This is a genomic window from Actinomycetota bacterium (assembly GCA_036280995.1).
GTDB lineage: Bacteria > Actinomycetota > CALGFH01 > CALGFH01 > CALGFH01 > CALGFH01.
Genome location: DASUPQ010000435.1, coordinates 1 through 5,685 on the forward strand (window position 1 = coordinate 1; position 5,685 = coordinate 5,685).

Sequence of the window (5,685 nt, forward strand, 5' to 3'; positions counted from 1 at the left end):
GACGAGCTCGGCTACCGCGGCACCGTCGGCCTGGAGGCATGGGCCTCCGGCGACAGCGAGCAGGCCCTGTCCCGCTTCCGCGAAGCCTTCACCGTTCCCGACCAGGACGGCAACGCCGCCCACCCCGCCTGACCCGGCGACCAGGACGGCCGGTCGCGGCGGCGGCGACCGGTCACGGTTGTGCCGGACCGGACGCTTGACACCTTCCGCGCCATCCCGCACACTACCCAGGTTGGAACGTTCCAACTACTCTGACCACGGCGGATGGAGGACGTGTCTCGCCCATGGAAATGCTCATCGGTGGCCGCTGGCGGCCCGGTGGAGGAGCGGTCGAGGAGGTGACCTCGCCGTTCGACGGGGCCGTGGTGGGCACGGTGCCGGTGGCGACGGTCGAGGACGTGGACGCGGCCCTGGCCGCGGCCCAGGGCGGGGCCGAGGTGTGGCGCCGGACCCCGGCCCACGAGCGGATGCGGGTCCTGCTGCGGGCGGCCGGGCTGGCCGACGAACGGGCCGAGGAGACGGCCCGGCTGATCAGCGGGGAGTGCGGCAAGACGATCACCGAGGCCAGGGGCGAGGCGGCCCGCTCCGGGGACCTGATCCGGCTGGCCGCGTTCGAGGGGACCCAGCTCTACGGCGACAGCCTGCCGCTCGACGCCAACCGCGGCACCGGGCAGGACAAGATCGGCTTCACCCTGCGCCAGCCGTGCGGCGTGGTCGTGGCCATCACCCCGTTCAACTACCCGGCCCTGCTGGTCCTCCACAAGCTCGCCCCGGCCCTGGCCGCCGGCAACGCCGTGGTCCTCAAGCCGGCCCGGAACACGCCCCTGACCGCCCTCGCCCTGGCCGCCTGCTTCGTCGACGCCGGCCTGCCCGACGGCGTCCTCTCGGTCGTCACCGGCCCGGGCGGGGCCCTGGGGGACGCGCTCGTGACCGACCCGCGGGTCCGCAAGATCTCCTTCACCGGCTCCACCGCCACCGGGGAGCGGATCACCCGGGTGGCCGGGGTCAAGAAGCTCTCGCTGGAGCTGGGCGCCTCCTGCCCGGTGGTGATCCTGCCCGACGCCGACCTCGAGCTCGCCTCCTCGGCGGTGGCGGCCGGCGGCTACGTCAACGCCGGCCAGGTCTGCATCTCGGTCCAGCGGGTGATCGCCCACCGGGCGGTGGCCGGCGACTTCCTGGACGCGCTGGTCCCCAAGGTCGAGGCCATCCGCACCGGCGACCCGGCCTCGCCCGACACCGGCATGGGCGCGCTCATCACCGCCGGCGAGGCCGAGCGTGTGCGCAAGGCCATCGCCGAGGCGGCCGCCGCCGGGGCCCGCGTGCTCACCGGCGGGGACCGCGAGGGGGCGGTGGTGCGGCCGGCCGTGGTTGCCGACGTCGACCCGGCGTCGCCCTTCAGCCAGGAGGAGCTGTTCGGCCCGGCGGTGGCCGTCAGCCGGGCCGACGGCTGGGCCGAGGCGATCGCCCAGGCCAACGGGACCGGCTACGGGCTCGGGTCGGGGATCTTCACCGCCGATGTGGCCGGGGCCGTCCAGGCCATGCGCGAGATCGACTCGGGGACCATCCACGTCAACTGGACCCCGCTGTGGCGGGCCGACCTGATGCCCTATGGCGGCCTCAAGGGCAGCGGCATCGGCAAGGAGGGCCCCCGCTCCGCCGTCGAGGAGATGACCGAGGTCAAGACGGTCGTGCTCCACGGCCGTCCCTGGTGACCAACCGTCGAAGGGAGATCGACCCATGACCGCTTCCGACCGGCGGACCGTGCGCCTGACGGTCGCCCAGGCCATCGTCAGGTACCTCGCCGCCCAGCACTCGGTGGCCGACGGCGAGCGCCGCCGGCTCGTCCCGGCCGCCCTCGGCATCTTCGGCCACGGCAACGTCGCCGGCATGGGCCAGGCCCTCGACCAGCTCCACGACCGGCTGCCGTTCATCCAGGGCCGCAACGAGCAGGCCCTGGTCCATGCGGCCACCGCCTTCGCCAAGGCGACCCGCCGCCGGGCCACCCTGGCCGTCACCGCCTCGATCGGCCCCGGGGCGCTCAACATGGTCACCGGGGCCGGGGTGGCCACCGTCAACCGGCTCCCGGTGCTGCTGCTCCCCGGCGACGCCTACGCGACCCGGCGCCAGGGCCCGGTGCTGCAGCAGCTCCAGCACCCGACCGAGGCCGACGTCAGCGCCAACGACGCCTTCCGGCCCCTGGCCCGGTTCTTCGACCGCATCACCCGTCCCGAGCAGCTGCTGACCGCCCTGCCCGAGGCCATGCGGGTGCTCACCGACCCGGCGGCCACCGGCGCCGTGGTCCTGGCCCTGCCCCAGGACATCCAGTCGCACGCCTACGACTACCCGGCCGGGCTGTTCGAGGAGCGCGACTGGCCCATCCGCCGGCCGCTGCCCGACCCCCGGGAGGTGGCCGAGGTCGTGCGGCTGCTGTCGCGGGCCCGCCGGCCGCTGCTGATCGCCGGCGGCGGGGTCGTCTACTCGGACGCCTCCCGCGAGCTGGAGGCCTTCGCCCGCGCCACCGGCATCCCCGTGGCCGAGACCTTCGCCGGCAAGGGCGCGGTCCAGGACGGCGACTGGTGGCTGCTGGGCGGCATCGGGCTGGAGGGCACCCCGGCCACCAACGCCCTGGCCCGCCAGGCCGACCTCGTCCTCACCGTCGGCTCGCGCCTGACCGACTTCGCCACCGCCTCCCAGTCGCTGTTCGAGCACCCCGAGGTGCGGTTCGCCTCGGTCAACGTTGACGGCCACGACGCGGCCCGGCTCGGCGCCACCCCGATCATCGGGGACGCCCGCCTCGCCCTGGCCGCCCTCACCGAGGCCGCCCGGGAGGCCGGGGTGGCCAGCCCCGAGGCGTGGCGGGAGGAGGTCCGGGCCCAGACCGGCGCCTGGGCGACGGCCCGGGCGGCCGCCCTCGACCCCGACACCACCTTCGACCGCTCCACGGTCCAGGGCGACGTGATCCCCGACACCGGCGCCGAGCGGACCCAGGGGCAGATCATCGGCCTGCTCCAGGAGCACGCCCGGCCGGGCGACACCATCATCGCCGCCGCCGGCGGCCCCCCCGGCGACCTCCAGAAGGTCTGGGACGCCACCGGCGGCCGCCACTGCCACCTGGAGTTCGGCTTCTCCTGCATGGGCTACGAGGTGCCGGCGGCCATCGGGGTCCGCCTGGCCGAGCCCGACCCGGCCCGCCGGGTGCTCTCCTTCGTCGGCGACGGCACCTTCCTGATGGCCCCGACCGAGCTGGTCACGGCCGCCCAGGAGGGGCTGGCGGTGACCGTGGTCATCCCCGAGAACCACGGCTACCAGGTCATCCACCGCCTCCAGATGCTGCGCAGCGGGCGCGAGTTCGGCAACGAGTTCCGCTACCGCAAGGGCGGCCTCGACCTGGCCGCCGACGCCACCCAGTCGCGGCTCGAGGGCGACTACCTCAAGGTCGACCTGGCCCAGGTGGCCGCCGGCCTGGGGGCCCGGGCGGTCCTGGCCCGGACGGCCAAGGAGGTCCGCGACGCCCTCGCCGACACCCGCGACCATCCCGGCCCGGTGGTGATCGTGGTCCCGGCCATCCCCCACGCCGACCTGCCCGGCGCCGGCGTCTGGTGGGACGTGGCCCCCGCCGAGGTGTCCGAGACACCCGGGGTGGCCGAGCTGCGGGCCGAATACGAGCAGGGGCTGGAGCTCCAGCGGTGGCACGGATGACGGCCACCGGCACCGTCCCGGCGGGGACGCCGCTGGACGCCGGCCGGCTGCGGGCCCGCCTGGCCGCCGGCGAGGCGACCGTCGGGACCTTCCTCGGCATGGCCTCGCCGGTGGCGGCCGAGGTCTGCGCCGCCGCCGGGCCCGACTGGGTGCTGCTGGACCTGGAGCACGGCGGCGGCGGTGAGGAGCAGGTCGGGGCCACCGTCCTGGCCGCGGCCGCCTACGGCGTCCCGACGGTGGTCCGGGTCGAGACCGACGCCCGCATCCGGCTCGGCCGGGTGCTCGACCTGGGCGCGGCCGGGGTGATGCTGCCCCGGCTGGCCTCGGCCGCCCAGGTCGGCGAGGCCGTCCGGCACCTGCGCTACCCGCCGCGGGGCGACCGCGGCGTCGCCACCTACAACCGGGCCTGCCGCTTCGGCCTCGACCCGGGCGCGCTCGACCGCGCCGACGACGAGGTGCTGTGCGTGGTCCAGATCGAGTCGGCCGCGGCCGTCGCCCAGGCCGACGCCATCGCCGCCGTCGACGGGGTCGACGTGCTGTTCGTCGGCCCCCGCGACCTCAGCCACGACCTCGGCGTCCCCGGCGACGTCACCGCCCCGGCCTACCTGGAGGCGCTGGAGACGGTCCGGGCGGCCGCCGCCCGCCACGGCAAGGCCTGCGGCCTGCTCGTGGGCGACGGCGCCGCCGCCCGCCGCCTCCGCGGGCAGGGCTGGGCCTTCGTCGGGATCGGCTCCGACTCGACCCTGCTCGCGGCCGCCCTCGGCACCGCCCTGGCCGCCGCCCGCACCGACGACCTCCCAGGAGGGGACCGCTGATGGCCGAGCCAACCATCACCCCCCGTCACGACGTCGGTGTCGGCCTGATCAGCGTCGGCTGGATGGGCAAGCTCCACAGCCGGGCCTACCGGGCGCTGCCCTACGTCTACCCGGAGACCGGCATCCGCCCCCGGCTGGTGCATGCGGCCGACACCGCCGCCGACCGGGTCGACTACGCCACCGACGTGCTCGGCTATGCCAGGGGCAGCACCGACTACCGGGAGGTGCTGGCCGATCCCGAGGTCGACGTGGTGTCGATCTGCGCCCCCAACATGCTCCACCGCGAGATCGGCGTGGCCGCCGCCGAGGCGGGCAGGCCCTTCTGGATCGAGAAGCCGGTGGGCCGCAACGTCGACGACACCGCGGCCGTGGCCGCCGCCGCCAACGCCGCCGGGCTGGTCACCTCCATCGGCTTCAACTACCGGCACGCCCCCGCGGTGGAGCACAGCCGCGAGCTGGTCGCCTCCGGGGCCCTTGGGCGGGTCACCAACGTCCGGTCGGTGTTCTTCACCGGCTACGCCTCCGAGCCCAAGGGGGCGCTGTCGTGGCGCTTCAACCGCGAGCTGGCCGGCAGCGGTGCCCTCGGCGACCTGCTCAGCCACGTGGTCGACCTGATGCAGTACGTGGTCGGCCCGGTCGCCGAGGTCACGGCCTTGACCAGCACCGTCTACAGCGAGCGCCCGATCCTGCCGATGGGCTCGGCCACCCACTTCGCGGTCATCGAGGACGGCGAGCTGGGGCCGGTCGAGAACGAGGACTACGCGGCCGCCCTGGTCCGGTTCGCCGGCGACGCCCAGGGCGCCGGGGCGGTCGGCACCCTGGAGGCGTCGCGGACGATCGTCGGCCCCCAGTGCGGGCTCGCCTTCGAGCTGTACGGCACCGACGGCTCGCTGGCCTGGAACTTCGAGCAGATGAACGAGCTGCGGGTCTGCCTGGGCCGCGGCGGCCCCCACCAGGGCTACACGACCGTGCTGGCCAACCCCCACCTGGGCGACTACGCCCACTTCCAGCCCGGCCCCGGGATCGCCATGGGCTACGACGACCTCAAGGTCATCGAGGCCAGGAAGTTCCTGGCCGCCGTGGCCGGCGGGGAGCGGCGCAACGCCACCATCGAGGACGCCCACGCCGTGGCCGAGGTCATCGCCGCCGCCGACGCCTCCGCGGCCAGCGG

Annotated in this window: 4 protein-coding genes; all 4 read left to right on the forward strand. The window is 75.5% G+C overall.

The window, feature by feature from the left end; genetic code table 11:
- Positions 1 to 284: 284 nt before the first annotated feature.
- Positions 285 to 1,712, forward strand: coding sequence for an aldehyde dehydrogenase family protein (locus tag VF468_14585; GenBank protein HEX5879520.1), 1,428 nt, complete (start codon positions 285 to 287; stop codon positions 1,710 to 1,712).
- A gap of 25 nt (positions 1,713 to 1,737) precedes the next feature.
- A complete protein-coding gene (gene iolD, locus VF468_14590; protein HEX5879521.1) occupies positions 1,738 to 3,699 on the forward strand; it encodes a 3D-(3,5/4)-trihydroxycyclohexane-1,2-dione acylhydrolase (decyclizing) in 1,962 nt (653 codons plus the stop codon).
- Positions 3,696 to 4,514 (forward strand): aldolase/citrate lyase family protein, encoded by an 819-nt coding sequence (locus tag VF468_14595; protein ID HEX5879522.1) that lies wholly within the window; start codon positions 3,696 to 3,698, stop codon positions 4,512 to 4,514. The genes iolD and VF468_14595 overlap by 4 nt, the downstream gene beginning before the upstream one ends.
- On the forward strand, positions 4,514 to 5,685 hold a 1,172-nt coding region (locus VF468_14600; protein ID HEX5879523.1), incomplete at its 3' end, for a Gfo/Idh/MocA family oxidoreductase. The genes VF468_14595 and VF468_14600, both read left to right, overlap by 1 nt.

Excerpts from the sequence above, each read along its gene's own strand:
- VF468_14585 (HEX5879520.1), top strand. The coding sequence starts at position 285 with ATGGAAATGCTCATCGGTGGCCGCTGGCGGCCCGGTGGAGGAGCGGTC.
- iolD (HEX5879521.1), top strand. The coding sequence starts at position 1,738 with ATGACCGCTTCCGACCGGCGGACCGTGCGCCTGACGGTCGCCCAGGCC.
- VF468_14595 (HEX5879522.1), top strand. The coding sequence starts at position 3,696 with ATGACGGCCACCGGCACCGTCCCGGCGGGGACGCCGCTGGACGCCGGC.